This is a genomic window from Acinetobacter sp. AOR41_HL, from assembly GCF_027854645.1.
Lineage (GTDB): Bacteria > Pseudomonadota > Gammaproteobacteria > Pseudomonadales > Moraxellaceae > Acinetobacter > Acinetobacter nosocomialis.
On record NZ_JAKTHZ010000011.1, the window covers coordinates 23,101 to 38,098 of the forward strand.

At 40.7% G+C, this 14,998-nt stretch carries 21 protein-coding genes and 2 pseudogenes; 7 read left to right on the forward strand and 16 right to left on the reverse strand.

The genetic code is table 11. The features are described from left to right. Nucleotides 1-8 precede the first annotated feature (8 nt). From rplE to MKL35_RS03030, 15 genes and pseudogenes are all read right to left on the reverse strand, one after another. The gene (rplE, locus tag MKL35_RS02960) at nucleotides 9-545 is read right to left on the reverse strand and encodes a 50S ribosomal protein L5 (protein WP_002049698.1); all 537 of its coding nucleotides are present in this window, start codon (nucleotides 543-545) and stop codon (nucleotides 9-11) included. 15 nt (nucleotides 546-560) lie between these two features. Then, entirely contained in the window at nucleotides 561-878 is a 318-nt protein-coding gene (gene rplX / locus MKL35_RS02965; protein WP_002049703.1) for a 50S ribosomal protein L24, read from the reverse strand. A 9-nt stretch (nucleotides 879-887) separates the two neighbouring features. Next, on the reverse strand, nucleotides 888-1,256 hold the full coding sequence (rplN, locus tag MKL35_RS02970; protein WP_001982634.1) for a 50S ribosomal protein L14: 369 nt from the start codon (nucleotides 1,254-1,256) through the stop codon (nucleotides 888-890). Nucleotides 1,257-1,348: 92 nt separating this feature from the next. Further along, nucleotides 1,349-1,606: a 30S ribosomal protein S17 gene (gene rpsQ, locus MKL35_RS02975; protein WP_001291845.1), complete on the reverse strand. Its 258-nt coding sequence runs from the start codon at nucleotides 1,604-1,606 to the stop codon at nucleotides 1,349-1,351. Continuing rightward, nucleotides 1,603-1,800 (reverse strand): 50S ribosomal protein L29, encoded by a 198-nt coding sequence (gene rpmC, locus MKL35_RS02980; protein ID WP_000849928.1) that lies wholly within the window; start codon nucleotides 1,798-1,800, stop codon nucleotides 1,603-1,605. The genes rpsQ and rpmC overlap by 4 nt, the downstream gene beginning before the upstream one ends. Then, on the reverse strand, nucleotides 1,800-2,213 hold the full coding sequence (rplP, locus tag MKL35_RS02985; protein ID WP_002049688.1) for a 50S ribosomal protein L16: 414 nt from the start codon (nucleotides 2,211-2,213) through the stop codon (nucleotides 1,800-1,802). Before rplP ends, rpmC begins: the two co-directional genes overlap by 1 nt. Next, nucleotides 2,153-2,969, reverse strand: a pseudogene (rpsC, locus tag MKL35_RS02990) (30S ribosomal protein S3). The gene rplP and the pseudogene rpsC overlap by 61 nt, the downstream one beginning before the upstream one ends. Before the next feature lies 1 nt (nucleotide 2,970). Continuing rightward, nucleotides 2,971-3,300, reverse strand: a complete 330-nt coding sequence (rplV, locus tag MKL35_RS02995) for a 50S ribosomal protein L22 (RefSeq protein ID WP_001982638.1) — start codon at nucleotides 3,298-3,300, stop codon at nucleotides 2,971-2,973. Nucleotides 3,301-3,311: 11 nt separating this feature from the next. Continuing rightward, entirely contained in the window at nucleotides 3,312-3,587 is a 276-nt protein-coding gene (gene rpsS, locus MKL35_RS03000) for a 30S ribosomal protein S19 (protein WP_001138119.1), read from the reverse strand. Between the two features lie 13 nt (nucleotides 3,588-3,600). After that, nucleotides 3,601-4,425 carry a 50S ribosomal protein L2 gene (gene rplB, locus MKL35_RS03005; RefSeq protein WP_002049686.1) on the reverse strand — a complete coding sequence of 275 codons (825 nt, stop codon included), beginning with the start codon at nucleotides 4,423-4,425 and terminating at the stop codon, nucleotides 3,601-3,603. An 11-nt stretch (nucleotides 4,426-4,436) separates the two neighbouring features. After that, entirely contained in the window at nucleotides 4,437-4,757 is a 321-nt protein-coding gene (rplW, locus tag MKL35_RS03010; RefSeq protein ID WP_002049693.1) for a 50S ribosomal protein L23, read from the reverse strand. Beyond that, nucleotides 4,754-5,356 (reverse strand): 50S ribosomal protein L4, encoded by a 603-nt coding sequence (rplD, locus tag MKL35_RS03015; protein ID WP_002049755.1) that lies wholly within the window; start codon nucleotides 5,354-5,356, stop codon nucleotides 4,754-4,756. Before rplD ends, rplW begins: the two co-directional genes overlap by 4 nt. 11 nt (nucleotides 5,357-5,367) lie before the next feature. Further along, nucleotides 5,368-6,006, reverse strand: coding sequence for a 50S ribosomal protein L3 (gene rplC / locus MKL35_RS03020; RefSeq protein ID WP_002049740.1), 639 nt, complete (start codon nucleotides 6,004-6,006; stop codon nucleotides 5,368-5,370). Between the two features lie 57 nt (nucleotides 6,007-6,063). Next, nucleotides 6,064-6,375 carry a 30S ribosomal protein S10 gene (rpsJ, locus tag MKL35_RS03025; RefSeq protein ID WP_000070912.1) on the reverse strand — a complete coding sequence of 104 codons (312 nt, stop codon included), beginning with the start codon at nucleotides 6,373-6,375 and terminating at the stop codon, nucleotides 6,064-6,066. Between the two features lie 252 nt (nucleotides 6,376-6,627). Next, entirely contained in the window at nucleotides 6,628-7,356 is a 729-nt protein-coding gene (locus tag MKL35_RS03030; RefSeq protein WP_032011509.1) for a type 1 glutamine amidotransferase, read from the reverse strand. Between the two features lie 168 nt (nucleotides 7,357-7,524). Here MKL35_RS03030 and MKL35_RS03035 point away from each other — a divergent pair, with 168 nt between their 5' ends. The 7 genes and pseudogenes from MKL35_RS03035 (at nucleotide 7,525) to MKL35_RS03060 (ending at nucleotide 13,683) form a co-directional block, all read left to right on the forward strand. Further along, a complete protein-coding gene (locus MKL35_RS03035; RefSeq protein ID WP_270912802.1) occupies nucleotides 7,525-8,715 on the forward strand; it encodes a PLP-dependent transferase in 1,191 nt (396 codons plus the stop codon). 43 nt (nucleotides 8,716-8,758) lie between these two features. Continuing rightward, nucleotides 8,759-10,294, forward strand: a complete 1,536-nt coding sequence (locus MKL35_RS03040; RefSeq protein WP_032011508.1) for a helicase HerA-like domain-containing protein — start codon at nucleotides 8,759-8,761, stop codon at nucleotides 10,292-10,294. 19 nt (nucleotides 10,295-10,313) lie between these two features. Next, nucleotides 10,314-10,435 (forward strand): annotated as a pseudogene (locus tag MKL35_RS19410) (hypothetical protein). 2 nt (nucleotides 10,436-10,437) lie between these two features. Next, on the forward strand, nucleotides 10,438-11,202 hold the full coding sequence (locus MKL35_RS03045; protein ID WP_004711803.1) for a globin domain-containing protein: 765 nt from the start codon (nucleotides 10,438-10,440) through the stop codon (nucleotides 11,200-11,202). An 84-nt stretch (nucleotides 11,203-11,286) separates the two neighbouring features. Next, nucleotides 11,287-11,724, forward strand: coding sequence for an RrF2 family transcriptional regulator (locus MKL35_RS03050; protein WP_032011507.1), 438 nt, complete (start codon nucleotides 11,287-11,289; stop codon nucleotides 11,722-11,724). Nucleotides 11,725-11,832: 108 nt separating this feature from the next. Next, the gene (gene yihA / locus MKL35_RS03055) at nucleotides 11,833-12,609 is read left to right on the forward strand and encodes a ribosome biogenesis GTP-binding protein YihA/YsxC (RefSeq protein ID WP_004884586.1); all 777 of its coding nucleotides are present in this window, start codon (nucleotides 11,833-11,835) and stop codon (nucleotides 12,607-12,609) included. Between the two features lie 123 nt (nucleotides 12,610-12,732). Next, the gene (locus MKL35_RS03060; protein ID WP_079378128.1) at nucleotides 12,733-13,683 is read left to right on the forward strand and encodes a metal-dependent hydrolase; all 951 of its coding nucleotides are present in this window, start codon (nucleotides 12,733-12,735) and stop codon (nucleotides 13,681-13,683) included. Between the two features lie 43 nt (nucleotides 13,684-13,726). Here the strand turns inward: MKL35_RS03060 and MKL35_RS03065 are convergent, their stop codons facing one another. Beyond that, nucleotides 13,727-14,992 carry a dicarboxylate/amino acid:cation symporter gene (locus tag MKL35_RS03065; RefSeq protein WP_032011506.1) on the reverse strand — a complete coding sequence of 422 codons (1,266 nt, stop codon included), beginning with the start codon at nucleotides 14,990-14,992 and terminating at the stop codon, nucleotides 13,727-13,729. Between the last annotated feature and the right edge of the window lie 6 nt (nucleotides 14,993-14,998).

Sequence of the window (14,998 nt, forward strand, 5' to 3'; positions counted from 1 at the left end):
TCGACCTCTTATTTGAACGGGAAGCCGAATGCACGCATAAGCGCACGGCCTTCGTCATCGGTGCGAGCAGTCGTAGTAATGGTAATATCCATACCACGAATACGATCAATCTTATCGAAATCGATTTCAGGGAAAACGATTTGCTCTTTCAAACCCATTGAGTAGTTACCACGACCATCAAATGATTTCGAAGAGAAACCACGGAAGTCACGGATACGAGGGATTGCGATAGAGATCAAACGGTCCAAGAATTCGTACATTTGGTCGCCACGTAAAGTAACTTTACAACCAATTGGCCAACCATCACGGATTTTGAAACCTGCGATAGATTTACGAGCAAGTGTAATTACTGGTTTTTGACCAGCAATTAATTGCATGTCGACTACAGCGCCATCTAATAATTTCTTATCAGTTGCAGCTGCGCCTACACCCATGTTTAGGGTAATTTTTGTGATGCGTGGAATTTCCATCACGTTCTTAATGCCAAGTTCTTCTTTTAACTTTGCTTTAAGTTCATCATTGTAACGTGCTTTAAGTCTGGCCATTGCCTTTTCAACCTATTACTTCGCTACCGCCACTGATTCACCATTTGATTTATAAACGCGAGTTTTCACGCCATCAATCACTTGGTAACCAACACGGTCAGCCTTCTGGGTTGTAGCATTTAAAATTGCCACGTTTGAAATATGAAGCGAAGCTTCTTGAGTAACTACACCGCCTTCAGCGCCAGTTACACGGTTAGGCTTTTGATGCTTCTTCACTAAGTTAAGGCCTTCAACCTTAACGCGGTCTTCAGAAACAGACAACACAGTACCCTGTTTGCCTTTTTCTTTACCTGCGATCACGATAACTTGATCGCCTTTTTTAATCTTAGCCATGATTGCCTCTTATAGAACTTCAGGAGCCAATGAAATGATTTTCATGAACTGTTCAGTACGAAGTTCACGAGTCACTGGTCCGAAGATACGAGTAGCAATCGGAGCTTTGTTGTTGTTCAAAATAACTGCAGCATTATCATCAAAACGGATCACAGAACCATCTGGACGACGAATGCCGAATTTAGTACGAACTACAACCGCATTCATCACGTCACCTTTTTTAACACGTGCGCGTGGGATTGCTTCTTTTACAGTAACTTTAATAATGTCGCCAACAGAAGCATAACGACGATGTGAACCACCAAGTACTTTAATACATTGTACGCGGCGAGCACCACTGTTGTCTGCTACGTCGAGCATAGTTTCGGTTTGAATCATTGCCCTACTCCAAAACCGAGCATCACCGGTCACAATTTCGAAAGGCTCAAAGAGTACTCGAAATTGACCGATGATGCAACAAGAACGTCGAATTACTCAGCAGCTGCTTCAACTACTTCCACTAAAGTCCAAGCTTTAGTTTTAGAAATTGGGCGGCTTTCTTTAATGGTTACAACATCACCAATTTTAGCAACGTTGTTCTCATCATGAGCGTGTAACTTAGTTGAACGGCGAATTGACTTGCCATACAACGGGTGTTGAACGCGGCGTTCAATAAGAACAACAATAGATTTATCCATTTTGTCACTTACGACTTTGCCGGTTAACGTGCGGACTGTTTTTTCACTCATTGTCCGTTCCCCTGTTTTTCGGTAAGGAGTGTCTTAATACGAGCAATTGTCTTACGAGCAACTTGCACTTCGTGCGATTTACCCAACTGACCAGTTGCTTTCGCCATACGAAGACGGAATTGGTTAAGCTGCTGCTCATCAAGCAAAGCTTTCAACTCTTCTACCGATTTTTCACGTAGATCTTTAGTTTTCATTACATTACCGTCCGAGTCACGATAGTGGTTTTAAACGGAAGTTTAGCAGCAGCTAAAGCAAATGCTTCACGCGCTAATTCTTCGTTCACACCTTCAATTTCGTACAGGATCTTACCTGGTTGGATCTGGCAAACCCAGTATTCCACGCTACCCTTACCTTTACCCATACGCACTTCAAGAGGCTTTTGAGTAATTGGTTTATCCGGGAATACGCGAATAAAGATTTTACCACCACGCTTAATACGGCGGCTAATAGTACGACGTGCAGCTTCAATCTGACGCGCAGTCATACGACCACGTTCAGTTGCTTTAATTGCAATCGAACCAAATGATACTGTACTACCACGATGCGCTAGACCAGTGTTACGGCCTTTGTGCACTTTACGGAATTTGGTACGTTTAGGTTGCAACATGGATTATTCTCCCTTGTCAGCAGCACGGTCACCGCGACGACCACGACGCTCTTGACCTTCACCACGACCACGACCACGTTTAGCTGGACGATCTTCAGCAGGAGCAGGGTTCATGACTTGTTTCATGCCACCTAAGATCTCGCCACGGAAAATCCAAACTTTAACACCAATCGTACCGTAAGTTGTTTCTGCACGCATAGTTGCATAGTCAATGTCTGCACGTAATGTATGCAAAGGTACACGACCTTCACGATACCATTCTGTACGAGCAATCTCTGCACCACCTAAACGGCCAGACACTTCAACTTTGATACCTTTAGCACCAGCACGCATAGTGTTTTGAACCGCACGCTTCATAGCACGACGGAACATAACACGCTTTTCTAATTGAGAAGCAATTGCTTCAGCAACTAAACGCGCATCTAAGTCTGGGCGATCAATTTCGTTGATACTTACTTGCGCTGGAACACCCATAATGCTGGTAAGTTCGCGCTGTAATTTCTCAATATCTTCGCCTTTTTTACCGATTACGATACCAGGACGAGCTGTGCTAATAGTTACTTTAGCAGCGCCTGATGGACGTTCGATAAGAATATTGCTTACCATCGCATTCTTAAGTTTTTTAGTTAAAAACTCACGAACTTGAAGATCTTTAAGCAAGTATTCAGCGTATTGTTTCGGATTCGCATACCAGTTAGCGTTATGACGTTTCACAACACCTAGGCGGATACCGATTGGATGAACCTTCTGACCCATATCAAACCCCTACCTTAACGGTGATGTGACAAGTACGCTTAGTAATACGATCTGCACGGCCTTTAGCACGTGGCATAATACGTTTAAGGCTCATGCCTTCATCAACGTAAATCGTAGAAACTTTAAGATCGTCAACATCTAAACTGTTATTGTGTTCAGCGTTTGCAATCGCAGATTCCAATGCTTTTTTTACTAAAACAGCAGCTTTTTTATTGCTGAAGTTTAAGATGTTTAAAGCATGCGCAACAGATTTGCCGCGAATAAGATCTGCAACCAAACGTGCTTTTTGTGCCGAGATAGCGGCACCGCGTAATTTAGCAGTTACTTCCATCATGACACCTATTAACGTTTAGATTTCTTGTCAACACCGTGACCACGATAGGTACGAGTTGGCGCGAATTCACCGAGTTTATGACCAACCATATGCTCAGTAACAATTACTGGAACGTGATTACGACCATTATGAACAGAGATTGTTAAACCAACAAAATCTGGAAGGATCATCGAACGACGAGACCAAGTTTTGATCGGCTTGCGAGAGTTACTAGCAACAGCCGCTTCAACCTTAGCGAACAAGTGCGCATCGACGAATGGGCCTTTTTTCAGAGAACGAGGCATTAGTCAGATTCCTTTACTTGACGCGACGGTCGCGAATAATCATCTTAGTCGTACGCTTATTGGTACGTGTCTTGTACCCTTTAGCTTTTTGACCCCATGGGCTTACAGGTTGAATACCTTTGTTACGCCCTTCACCACCACCGTGTGGGTGGTCAATCGGGTTCATCGCCATACCACGTACGGTAGGACGAACACCACGCCAGCGTGAAGCACCAGCTTTACCCAATGAACGAAGGTTGTTTTCTTGGTTAGAAACTTCACCAATTACAGCGCGGCATTCAACATGCACTTTACGCATTTCGCCTGAACGAAGACGAATAATCGCGTAAGAACCATCACGACCCAACAACTGAACAGAAGCACCAGCAGAACGCGCTAATTGTGCACCCTTACCAATTTTAAGTTCAACGTTATGAAGTGTAGAACCGATCGGCATATTACGAAGTGGCAAGCAGTTGCCTGGACGAATTGGAGCATCGTTACCAGATTGTACTTTATCGCCAGCACGTAAACCTTTAGGTGCAATGATATAACGACGCTCACCGTCAGCATATTTCAATAAAGCAATATGTGCTGTACGGTTTGGATCGTATTCAATACGCTCTACAACAGCTGGGATGCTGTCTTTGTTACGCTTGAAGTCAACGATACGGTAGTGTTGTTTATGACCACCACCAACGTGACGAGTAGTAATGTGACCGTTGTTATTACGACCACCAGTACGTTTTTTAGCTTCAACCAACGGTGCGTAAGGAGCGCCTTTGTGAAGATGGTCATGAACCACTTTCTCTACAAAGCGACGTCCTGGAGACGTTGGCTTACATTTTTGAATCGGCATAATTTTCGTCCTTATTCCGCTGCGCTTTCAGCGGTATCGCCCAAGTCAGCCATTTCAACATCTTGGCCGGCTTTCAGGGTGACGTATGCTTTTTTAACATCAGAACGACGTCCTAATGTACGACCAAAGCGCTTAGTCTTACCTTTAGTAATAGTTGTGTTAACTTTAACAACTTCTACACCAAAAAGTTTTTCAACTGCTTTTTTGATTTCAAGTTTAGTAGCATTGATGTCTACTTTAAATACTTGAACACCAACAGTATCACCTAAAACTTGTGCCTTTTCTGAGAAGACTGGTCCTTTAAGGACTTGATAGATACGTTCGTTGTTCATCCGAGTTCTACCTCAATTTTCTTAGCAGCAGCTACAGACATCACAACTTTATCAAACGCGATCAAGCTTACAGGATCGATTGCAGTTGCATCTACCACATCTACATGTGGAAGGTTACGTGCTGCAAGATATAAGTTCTCATCTACAGCGTCAGTAACGATTAATGCACGAGCAGCATTTAAGTCGTTAAGTTTTGCAAGCAATTCTTTAGTTTTTGGAGCTGCAACAGCAAACTCTTCAACTAATACAAGGCGATCTTGGCGAACAAGTTCAGCTAAGATACATTGCATTGCACCGCGGTACATCTTACGGTTTACTTTTTGAGACCAATCTTGTGGACGAGCAGCAAAAGTTTTACCACCACCAACCCAGATAGGGCTACGAATAGAACCCGCACGAGCACGACCAGTACCTTTTTGACGGAATGGTTTTTTACCACCGCCAGAAACGTCTGCACGCGATTTTTGAGCACGAGTACCTTGACGACCACCTGCTAAATAAGCAGTAACAACTTGGTGTACAAGAGCCTCGTTAAATTCACGTCCGAAAGCAACTTCAGACAATTCAACAGCAGAGCCGGAAACAGTTTTCAAATTCACGGTATTTCCCCTCAGGCCTTGATGGTAGGACGTACAATTACGTCACCGCCAGTTGCACCAGGAATTGCACCTTTAACAACTAAAACAGAACGTTCAGCGTCAATAGATACGATTTCAAGACCTTGTACTGTTACGCGTTCATCACCTAAGTGACCAGCCATTTTTTTGCCTTTGAACACGCGTCCAGGAGTTTGGTTTTGACCTGTAGAACCTAATACACGGTGAGAAACTGAGTTACCGTGAGTAGCGTCTTGGGTACGGAAGTTCCAACGTTTAACACCACCTTGGAAACCTTTACCTTTTGATTGACCAGTTACGTCAACAATTTGACCAACTGTGAACAAATCAACGCCAATAGTACCGCCAACTTCACGACCTTCAAGCTCAGCTTCAGTAACACGGAATTCTTTAACCAAGCGACCAGCAGCAACACCAGCTTTCGCGAAGTGACCTTTCTGAGCGTTAGTTACGCGAGATTCGCGACGTTCACCAGTAGTTACTTGAACAGCTTGATAACCATCAGTTTCAAGTGTTTTGATTTGCGTAATGCGGTTTGGATCGACTTCGATGACTGTAACAGGTACAGAAACACCAGCATCTGTAAAGATGCGAGTCATACCACATTTGCGACCGACTAAACCAATAGCCATGTGCATAAACCTCTAAAAAAGCGGCCTAATTAACTAATCGTTAATTAACCGAAAGCCTTAACCCAAAGCGATCTGAACATCAACACCAGCTGCAAGATCTAACTTCATCAATGCATCAACAGTTTTATCTGTAGGTTGAACGATGTCGATCAAACGTTTGTAGGTGCGGATTTCGTACTGGTCACGCGCATCTTTGTTAACGTGCGGTGAAGTAAGAACGTTGAAGCGTTCGATGCGAGTAGGCATCGGAATTGGACCACAAACTTGTGCGCCGGTACGCTTAGCGGTTTCTACGATCTCTTGAGCAGATTGATCAATCAGACGATGATCAAAAGACTTAAGACGGATACGAATTCTCTGGTTAGACATACCAGTAAACTCCAAGCCAAATATATAAAGAATCACCTTTGACGCATCTCACCTATTGGTAAGTGTCAAAGGCAGTGATAATCACCAAGGTCGTGATCGATGCCACGACTGTAATGCACATTTACTACTTTCTTCGCAGTAAATGCCCTCTTCTTGAGGGTCGCTCATTATAACGATTGTTTAAGTCTTATGCAATTCTCTTTTTCTATTTTTTGCTCAAATTCCACTTTAGCTACGTATTAATAATTCATTCTATGCATTTATTACAAACTCAATTGCTTTATTTAAGAGTTGATTACCTTGTTCAAATTTCAGTGCTTCTGAAGATTGCAGTTCATGTGCAGATTGAACATATTCTCCGTCAAAAATAGATAGCTCTTCTTCATTTTCCAGTAAAAGCTGTAAAGCTGCTGGTGTCATTTCCGGATGAAATTGAAAACCTAATACATTTTTCCCAATCTGATACATTTGATTACGGCAAGCAATGCTCTCAGCCAAACGTATAGCTCCTTTAGGTATTTCAAATGTTTCACTATGCCACTGCATCACATTGATTTCTTCAGGTAGCGGAAAACTTTCTTGTGGTAAGTTTGCAACTCTTTGAACTGTCGACCATCCTAGTTCTTGATAACGATTACGGCTTACTGCTGCACCCAATGCATTCGCAATTAGCTGCCCACCCAAGCAAAGACCTATTGCTGGTTTCCCTGCTGCCAAATATCGACGCAACCATCTTTTTTCTATTTTAAGCCATGGATAGTTTGCCTCGTCATTTACACTCATGGTTCCACCCATAATTAGTAGTAAGTCAACTTCTTCAATGCGAGGTAAAGCTTCTATTTCAAGTGACCGATCTACGGGAAGTGCAAAGAATTCTGTAGAGCTAATAGTGGCGTGATGTGCTTTTAAAAAAGAATAGCAACTTCCAAAACCTTCGCCAGCAATATGTTGAAAATAGTGAACACGTAAATGCGACTTCATGCGCTTAAACCTATTGTTGTTAGAATGTTGGTTTGATCTTTGCAAAAATAAAGCCAAGTTTTTAGTGAATGTTACAGTAGTAACGAAACATCTTAGAATTAACCAAAAATCTGGCGAATAAATCAGTTTTCTCTTAATCTAATCTTATTATTTAAAGCATAGCGCCCCATGAAAAAGCATAACAATTTCCAAACCCGACTCATTCATGCACCACGAAAAGCACCACAATTTATTGAAACTGTGCAACCTCCCTTATTTCGTGCATCGACTATTATTTTTAAATCGACTACGCACCTTTTTGACCGTCACTGGACCGACACTTATGATTACAGTTATGGAACGCACGGTACACCAACCACATTTACCTTAGGCGACAATATTGCTCAAATTGAAGGTGGCTTGTACTGTTTACTTGCACCCAGCGGTTTATCTGCAATTAACTTAGTTAACTCTGCTTTTTTAGCAACAGGCGATGAAGTTTGGGTCCCGGACAATATATATGGCCCAAATCTAGAGCATCTAAACCACTTAAAAGATCAATATGGTATTAGTGTCAAAATTTATAATTCAATTGATGTATCAAGTTTTAAGCCGACTGAAAAAACCAAGCTCTTATGGATAGAAGCAGCAGGTTCAGTGACTCTTGAATTTCCCGATCTTAAAGAACTTGTTAAAAAAGCCAAGTCACATGGAGTTGTAACTGCTTTAGATAATACTTGGGGCGCTGGACTTGCATTTAATGCTTTTGATTTCTCTGATGAGCACTTGTCGGTAGATCTAACCGTACATGCGCTAACAAAATATCCAAGTGGTGGTGGTGATATTTTAATGGGAAGTGTTGTAACACGTGATGAAAAACTGTATCACCGCCTGTTCCGTACACATGCCATTCTAGGTATTGCTATCTCAGGAGATGATGCAGCACAAGTTCAGCGCAGCCTCGCACATATGTCACTACGATATAAACAGCAATCAGATAATGCAAAAACCTTATTGGAATGGTTGAAGCAACAACCTCAATTTGCACAAGTTCTACATCCAAGCGATAAAGCCTCTCCAGGTCATCAATATTGGCAAGAGATTTGCACTACAGGTAAGAGTGCAGGATTAGTCAGTGTCATATTTAAACCTGACTATGATATTTCAGCAGTACGCCGTTTTTGTGACGCTCTTAAGTTATTTAAACTTGGCTTTAGCTGGGGCGGACCGGTTAGCCTGGTTATGCTTTATGATTTAAAAATGATGAGGAAACTTGAGAATACACATTTACAACAAGGTTTATTGGTTCGTTTGTGTATAGGGCTAGAAGATCCTCAAGATTTAATTCAAGATATCGAAAATGCACTAAAACATTTGTAAAACGACAACATCAATAGTGGCTCGCTCCAAGGGATAAAAATATATGGGTACACCGATTGTTATTGCAAAAAACATTAATGACACATCAAAAGAAATTGTTTTGCTTTCTCAATTTGCCAACCGACATGGCCTGATTGCAGGTGCTACGGGTACAGGTAAAACAGTCACCCTAAAGGTTCTTGCAGAAAGTTTTTCTCGAATCGGTGTTCCCGTCTTTCTTGCTGACGCAAAGGGTGATGTTTCAAGTCTTGCAAAAGCTGGCGAGGCCTCGGATAAATTTAATGAACGCTTAAAGCTTCTACAAATTGATAGTGTTCCATTTGCGGCTAATCCCGTTATTTTTTGGGATCTATTTGGGCAACAAGGCCATCCTATTCGGACTACTATTTCTGAGATTGGACCAATTTTATTAGCACGCATACTTAACCTAAATGATACTCAAGAAGGTGTTTTATCTGCTGTATTCCGCATTGCAGATGATCAAGGATTACTGTTAGTCGACTTTAAAGATCTGAAAGCTATGATCACCTTTGTGAGTGAACATGCGGCAGAATTTAAAGCCGAGTACGGCAATCTATCTCCAGCTAGTTTAGGAGCAATTCAGCGTAATTTGCTCGCTCTTGCCGACCAAGGTGGAGACCAGTTCTTTGGAGAGCCAGCTTTAAATATTCTAGACTTTATACAAACTGATGCTAATGGTCGCGGCTATATCAATATTCTTGCTGCAGACAAGCTCATGAATACACCTAAGCTATACGCCACTTTCTTGTTATGGATGCTTTCTGAATTATTTGAACAACTTCCTGAAGTTGGTGATATGGATAAACCAAAACTCGTGTTTTTCTTTGATGAAGCTCACTTGTTATTCGACAACGCCAGTCAAGCTTTACAACAAAAAATTGAACAAGTTGTACGTTTAATTCGCTCTAAAGGCGTCGGTATTTACTTTATCACTCAAAACCCACTTGATTTACCAGAGAGTGTTTTGGGTCAGCTTGGTAACCGTGTGCAACATGCCCTACGCGCCTTTACCCCCAAAGATCAAAAAGCAGTAAAAACTGCTGCAGATACATTCCGTTCAAATCCTGATTTTAAAGTGGATGAGGCAATTACACAGCTAGCCGTGGGTGAGGCGCTTATTAGTTGTCTAGATGAGCAAGGTACTCCACAAATTGTTGAACGTGGCTGGGTTATGCCTCCTTACTCTTCTTTTAGCCCTATCACACCTGAAGAACGAAAAACTTTAATTGAGCAAAGTATTATTGCTGGCGTCTATGAACAAGTCGTAGACCGTGAGAGTGCATATGAAATGCTCCAAAATAAAGTCGCTGAGCGTGAACAACAAAAACAAGATGCGGAGCTTGCCAAAGAGCAAGAAGCTTTAGAGAAACAGCAAGCTAAAGAACAAGAACGTCTAGCACGTGAACAGCAGAAAGAAGAAGAACGTGCGGCAAGAGAACGAGCAAAATTGACTCAAGATATTGTTGGAACTTTTGCAAAAAGTGCCGCTCGAAGTTTAGGGGGTAGTACTGGACAAAAATTAGTACGAGGATTACTCGGTTCATTATTTGGAAAATAAAAAATAATCAAATCAATCAATTAAATTAAGGGATGTAATATCCCTTAATTTTTTTAAGGTTTTTGTAAAAAAGCTATTGCCACAATTTTCTTAAAAATGTATTTTAAATACATCTTATATAGCCAGATAATTAAGGTCTAGCCATGACTCCACAACAAATTGAACTCGTTAAATCTACTGTACCTGTATTGCGTGAACATGGTGTTACTCTGACTACATACTTTTATAAACGTATGTTGAATAACAACCCAGAATTAAAAAATGTTTTTAATCTTGATGATCAAACCAGCCTACGCCAACCTCGTGCTCTTGCAGCAGCAGTACTCGCATATGCTGAAAATATTGAGAATCCTACAGTACTTGCCAAAGCAGTTGAACGCATTACCACGAAGCACGTGAGTTTAGACATTCAACCAGATCAATATGCAATTGTGGGCGATAACTTGCTTCATTCAATTAGTGAAGTTTTAAATGTCCCTTTTGAATCAGAACTCATTGAAGCGTGGAAACAAGCTTATTTACAGTTAGCAGATATATTAATTGGTGTTGAAAAACAAAAATATGCGCAACTTGAGAGCTTAAAAGGTGGATGGGCTGGTTGGCGTTCATTTGAAATCACACAAATTGATCCACTTGAGTCTGGCAAACGTTTCACTTTAAAAGCAACTGACCATGAAGATGTATTAACTGGCCCAGCAAATGCCTTTATTTCTGTAAAAGTTCAAGTTCCCGACCAACAGCTTGAACAACCTAAAGCATTTAAGTTCACAGAGGCTCAAGAAAATAATACTTATCATTTTGATGTTCAGCCTGAAGAAAACCATACAGAGTTCTCAGTTTCGAACATTTTGCTTGAACACTATAGAGTTGGTGATCAAGTACAAGTTTCAGCTCCTTTAACGCTGTAATTGAAAAAGCTTTAGCCTGAAAGTTTTATTCTTTAGACTTTCAGGCTAAGATGATCAACCTCTTATCCTTTTGTTTTGGTGATCATGCAACTTAATAAATTTACCGATTATGCTTTAAGAATATTAATGTATGTCGCTCGTCCAAGTGATGCACCGTATACAATTGCAGAAATCGCTCAAGATTTATATGTTTCACAAAATCATCTCGTGAAGGTTGTCCATTTTATGGGTAAACAAGAGTGGATTATTACTATTCGAGGGAAAGGCGGTGGAATTCGTTTAAATCCAAAAGCTTTAGATTTAAAGCTCGGCGCAATTGTACGAATTTTACAAGGTGATCATCAAATTGTTGAATGCAATACTCCTCCTTGTGTTTTACGCTCGCATTGTGGTTTAAAAGGAATTCTTGATCAGGCTTTAGAAAGTTTCTATCAAAGTTTAGATCAGCATACATTAGGTGAAGTTTTACAACAGCCTAAATCTGCATCCGGCACATCCCCTATTTCCTTTTTGCAAATCTAATGTTTGTAATTCTATTTATCTTTACAACCAAGCTTACTGAAAATTAGCAAGAATAACCAAGCTCCTTTATACTAAGCGCGAGCCCTCTCATTTAAAAAGTTATTTTTTATGCGTCGTAGTGAAAAATCGAAAGACACCAAAGCCAGACTAGCACCCAAGCAAAAGATCAGTTATGAAAAAAAACCAGACCCGGCGATTACGGAATATGCCGTACAATCTTTGAACTGGTTACGCCAAGCTGAGTTTTTAATGAGTGCACCCAAATTGGCACTTTGTGTTGAAGATAGTGGCTACGAGATTGCTTTTGCAGGACGCTCAAATGCTGGTAAGTCTAGCGCTATTAATGCTTTAACCAACAAAAAACAACTCGCGCGTGCCTCAAAAAAACCTGGCCGTACGCAAATGATTAACTTCTTTAGTTTAGGTAATCCCGATCAACGTTTAGTTGACCTTCCAGGCTATGGTTATGCGGCTGTACCAGAGGATATGAAACGTGTTTGGCAAAAAGAATTGGAGAACTATTTAATCCATCGTAAAAGTTTACAAGGATTAGTTTTACTCATGGATATTCGCCATCCTTTACAGCACTTTGACATGATGATGCTAGAGTGGGCTTATTCCCGCCATTTATTTGTTCATATTCTTTTAACCAAAGCAGATAAACTTAACCGTGGTCCAGCAAACAAAGTTTTGCTTGAAGTTAAACAACAATTGAAAAAAATGAAGCTTGATTTCTCAATTCAGCTTTTCTCTTCATTAAATAAACTAGGCTTAGAAGAACTCGCAAGTGTAATGGCTGGACGTCTACACTTTACGCTTGAGCAACAGCCTGAATTTGACGTCGATGCGATCCCTGAAGCAAGCGATGAGGATGCTGAAGAGTAAATCGTCAAAACAGATACAATTTCTTTATTAAATTTATATTCAATTGGCCCCTATTGCTAAACACAAATGTAGGGGCTTTTTTTATACTCGTTATAACTTCATCGAGTTAAAAATCAGGACTAAATGATGAAATTGCTATCTTTTTTGAAGAATAAGGCTTTAGGTTCTTCTATTGATTATAAAATTCTTCCACGCAAGGTAAAATTTGACTGGAAAGATACCCCTGTAGACTGGATTCCAAACCAACCGTTTGCAAGTTATTTTATTAATGAAATTAATAATATCTTGCCTGCTGGAGAGTTCTGGTTCTGTCGACTCTATAATAAGGTTTTACCTCGTATTACCGATGAAAAACTTAAACAGGATGTCCAAGCATTTATTCGCCAAGAAGCAATGCATGCAAATGCACACACTTCTGCCAATAAAGAATATTTAAGCGCACGTAATATTGATATCCAGAGAAATCTGGACATTATGAATTATCTATTTACCACTGCTTTGGCAGATAAACCTTTTGATAAAGAAGTTCCTCAGTTCTTGCAGGAACAATGGGATTTATTTCGTTTAGGTGTTATCGCAACTGTTGAGCATATGACCTGTGTACTCGGTAAATATGCGCTTTATAACAACCGTTGGGAAGAATTAGGCGCAGATCCAGAAATGGTAGATCTGGTTAAATGGCATGGTTCTGAAGAAATTGAACATCGCACCGTAGCCTTTGACTTATATCGTCATCTTGGTGGTGGTTACATCCCACGTTACTATTTAAGCCTTGCTGTTATTACCCTTGTCCTTGGATTATGGGTAGACGGCGCTGCGCATATTATGAAGCAAGATCCTCGATTTGCCGATGCGGCCAAATCTAAATTTTTTCCAGTTTGGGTTGCTGTAGAGTGGTACAAGATTAGCCGTAAAGATAATCAGGTATTACCAAATCCATTTTGGCTTATTGCTCAGCAAATTGACTATCTCATGCCTTGGTACGATCCAGTTAAAGAAGGTAGCACTGAAGATGCGGTAAGTTATTTATCTCAATCTCCAGCAGCAAAAAGAGCCGAGCTACAAGCCGCTTAAAAATAAAAAAGCAGGATTTAAAATCCTGCTTTTTATTTAGCGCTTAGAAACTGATATCTTTCTCTTTAGTATATCGATCTACAACTACACTAATCATCATATCGCCCTGTACATTTACCACCGTTCTTACCGTATCGAGTAAACGGTCGATTGGAAGTAAAATAGCAATTGCTTCAGCTGGTAACCCCACAGATTGCAATACCATAATCATGGTGACCATACCCGCACTTGGAATTCCTGGTGCACCAAGTGATGCAATCATCGCTGTTAAGCACACAACAATTTGCTGGGTCAGATTTAAGTCTAGTCCCACTAAATTTGCAACAAAGAGCGCAGCGGCAGCCTCATATAAAGCTGTACCATCCATGTTAAGTTGAGAACCTAATGGAATCACAAAACCTGCCGTTTGAGGACGAACACCTAAGTTTTCCTGTGTGCATTTCATACTCAGCGGCATTGTTGCAGAGCTCGAACTTGTGGCAAACGCAGTAATTAAGGCTGTACGTGTACCTTTGAAAAAAGTCCAAGGACTCATACGACCAACAATCCAGAGCAGTAATGGCAAAACAACAGCACCATGGAAAATAGTGGTTCCAGTTACAACAACAGCGAACTCTGCCAAGCGGCTTAATACTGAAATATCTTCTGTAGCCATTAATTTAGCAAGTAATGCAAAAATTCCTAATGGCGCCAACTTCATAACCCATCCCACTAGCATCATCATCATTTCAAAAAACTGATGACTCAATAAGCGGATACTCTTAAAGCGTTCACCACCTTGAACCAACGCAAAACCCACAAATAGTGCAAACACCACAACAGCTAAAACATTTCCATCACTAAATGCTTTAAAGGGGTTAATTAACGTATTTTGAATAAAGTTAGTAAAGAAAGTTGCTGGGTTTAAACTATCTGGTGCTTGATAGTTTTGCATTGATGCCTGAAAAATTGAAATATCTACGCCTCGCCCCACCTCAAATAAATGAGCACAGCCAATACCCAAGATTAAGGCCAATGTGGTGGTGGTGATAAAACATAAAAACGTAATTTTCCAAACAGGACCTAGGTGCCCTCCTGCCTGTAAATTTGAAACTCCCACAACAATAGAGCTGAAAATTAACGGCACCAACAACATTTTAAGCAGCCCAATAAAGACACTACTTAATATGCCTAACCCGTATAAGCTATGCTTTACAAAGGCAGTATCAGGATACATGGTAAGCACGAAGCCAAAGGCTAAACCTAAAATGGCAGCAATCAGAATTTGTGTATTTAAGTTCATATCAGCATTATTTTTTTCAGTAGGCAATCCTTT

What these genes read in the sequence shown, in the direction of transcription:
- rplC (WP_002049740.1), bottom strand. Translation starts at nt 6,006, where the DNA reads ATGGCTATTGGTTTAGTCGGTCGCAAATGTGGTATGACTCGCATCTTT.
- yihA (WP_004884586.1), top strand. Translation starts at nt 11,833, where the DNA reads ATGCGTCGTAGTGAAAAATCGAAAGACACCAAAGCCAGACTAGCACCC.
- MKL35_RS03060 (WP_079378128.1), top strand. Translation starts at nt 12,733, where the DNA reads ATGATGAAATTGCTATCTTTTTTGAAGAATAAGGCTTTAGGTTCTTCT.
- rpsS (WP_001138119.1), bottom strand. Translation starts at nt 3,587, where the DNA reads ATGCCTCGTTCTCTGAAAAAAGGCCCATTCGTCGATGCGCACTTGTTC.
- MKL35_RS03045 (WP_004711803.1), top strand. Translation starts at nt 10,438, where the DNA reads ATGACTCCACAACAAATTGAACTCGTTAAATCTACTGTACCTGTATTG.
- rplP (WP_002049688.1), bottom strand. Translation starts at nt 2,213, where the DNA reads ATGTTGCAACCTAAACGTACCAAATTCCGTAAAGTGCACAAAGGCCGT.
- rplN (WP_001982634.1), bottom strand. Translation starts at nt 1,256, where the DNA reads ATGATTCAAACCGAAACTATGCTCGACGTAGCAGACAACAGTGGTGCT.
- rplX (WP_002049703.1), bottom strand. Translation starts at nt 878, where the DNA reads ATGGCTAAGATTAAAAAAGGCGATCAAGTTATCGTGATCGCAGGTAAA.
- MKL35_RS03030 (WP_032011509.1), bottom strand. Translation starts at nt 7,356, where the DNA reads ATGAAGTCGCATTTACGTGTTCACTATTTTCAACATATTGCTGGCGAA.
- MKL35_RS03035 (WP_270912802.1), top strand. Translation starts at nt 7,525, where the DNA reads ATGAAAAAGCATAACAATTTCCAAACCCGACTCATTCATGCACCACGA.
- rplW (WP_002049693.1), bottom strand. Translation starts at nt 4,757, where the DNA reads ATGAACAACGAACGTATCTATCAAGTCCTTAAAGGACCAGTCTTCTCA.
- rplE (WP_002049698.1), bottom strand. Translation starts at nt 545, where the DNA reads ATGGCCAGACTTAAAGCACGTTACAATGATGAACTTAAAGCAAAGTTA.
- MKL35_RS03040 (WP_032011508.1), top strand. Translation starts at nt 8,759, where the DNA reads ATGGGTACACCGATTGTTATTGCAAAAAACATTAATGACACATCAAAA.
- rplB (WP_002049686.1), bottom strand. Translation starts at nt 4,425, where the DNA reads ATGCCGATTCAAAAATGTAAGCCAACGTCTCCAGGACGTCGCTTTGTA.
- rpmC (WP_000849928.1), bottom strand. Translation starts at nt 1,800, where the DNA reads ATGAAAACTAAAGATCTACGTGAAAAATCGGTAGAAGAGTTGAAAGCT.
- rplV (WP_001982638.1), bottom strand. Translation starts at nt 3,300, where the DNA reads ATGGAAGTAACTGCTAAATTACGCGGTGCCGCTATCTCGGCACAAAAA.
- rpsJ (WP_000070912.1), bottom strand. Translation starts at nt 6,375, where the DNA reads ATGTCTAACCAGAGAATTCGTATCCGTCTTAAGTCTTTTGATCATCGT.
- rpsQ (WP_001291845.1), bottom strand. Translation starts at nt 1,606, where the DNA reads ATGAGTGAAAAAACAGTCCGCACGTTAACCGGCAAAGTCGTAAGTGAC.
- MKL35_RS03050 (WP_032011507.1), top strand. Translation starts at nt 11,287, where the DNA reads ATGCAACTTAATAAATTTACCGATTATGCTTTAAGAATATTAATGTAT.